The organism is Erythrobacter sp. NFXS35 (assembly GCF_040148725.1).
GTDB lineage: Bacteria > Pseudomonadota > Alphaproteobacteria > Sphingomonadales > Sphingomonadaceae > Erythrobacter.
Genome location: NZ_JAGDEB010000010.1, coordinates 1 through 1,239, shown reverse-complemented (window position 1 = coordinate 1,239; position 1,239 = coordinate 1). Strand labels below are relative to the sequence as shown.

General features: G+C 63.8%; 1 protein-coding gene. It reads left to right on the top strand.

What is annotated here, in order from left to right; all coding sequences use genetic code 11:
* Positions 1 to 62 precede the first annotated feature (62 nt).
* A protein-coding gene (locus J3454_RS16180; protein ID WP_349514815.1) for an IS3 family transposase occupies positions 63 to 1,213 on the top strand; the annotation gives its coding sequence in 2 pieces (ribosomal slippage) (positions 63 to 315 and positions 315 to 1,213; 1,152 coding nt in all).
* Positions 1,214 to 1,239 lie beyond the last annotated feature (26 nt).

Below are 1,239 nucleotides of genomic sequence, written 5' to 3'. Positions count from 1 at the left end.
TGACGTGCTCCCCTGAAATGTGACCGCTTTTTGGTAGAGTCTGACGCAAGGAGTCGGACGATATGAAGCGAAGCAGGTTCAATGAAGAGCAGATCATTGCGATCTTGAAGGAGCAGGAAGCTGGGATGGCGACGGCGGAGGTCTGCCGCCGTCACGGGATCAGCTCGGCAACGTTCTACAAGTGGAAGTCGAAGTTCGGCGGTCTGGATGTGTCTGAGGCCCGGCGGCTGCGGTCGCTCGAGGAGGAGAACTCCCGGCTGAAGAAGCTGCTGGCCGAGGCCATGCTGGACAATGCCGTGTTGAAGGATCTGGCATCAAAAAAATGGTAACGCCCGGCGCTAAGCGGGAAGCCGTCGCCCATGCCCGGGAGCATCACGGGGTGAGCGAGCGTCGGGCGTGTGCACTGGTTGGTGTGAGCCGTAGGGTGATCCGTTACGAGCCGACAAGGCCCGATGACGGGGCGTTGCGGCAACGGTTGCGTGAGATGGCAGCAGAGCGCCGTCGGTTCGGCTACCGCCGCCTGGGTTACCTGCTGGCGCGGGAGGGCATCACGCCCAACCACAAGAAGCTGCTGCGCATCTACCGCGAGGAAGGGCTGCGCGTGCGTCGCCGTGGCGGCCGGAAACGGGCGCTGGGCACGCGCAGGCCGATGGTGCTGCCGGATGGTCCGAACCAGCGCTGGTCGCTCGACTTCGTCTCTGACAGCCTGATCTGCGGTCGGCGCTTCCGCATCCTGTGCGTGGTCGACGACTACACGCGGGAATGCCTGGCGCTGGTGGCCGATACATCGCTCTCTGGGGTCCGGGTGGCCCGGGAACTGACCGGCTTGATCGGCATGCGCGGCAAGCCTCACACGGTGGTCAGCGACAATGGCACCGAGCTGACCTCGTCGGCCATCCTGCGCTGGTCGCAGGAGCGCCGGGTCGAGTGGCACTACATCGCGCCGGGCAAGCCGATGCAGAACGGCTTCGTCGAGAGCTTCAATGGTCGCCTGCGGGACGAATGCCTCAACGAGACCTTGTTCACCTCACTGGCCCATGCCCGGTTCGTGCTCGCCGCGTGGCAGCACGATTACAATACGGTCAGGCCGCACTCGAAACTGGGCGGGAAGACCCCCGCCGAGATCGCCGGCCAACGTGTCTGGGGGCATGCCCCCAGACACGTTGCCATCCCATCAAACAACCATCATGAAGGAGCCGGACTCTACCTCTGACTGGTAACAATCAGGGGAGCACGTCA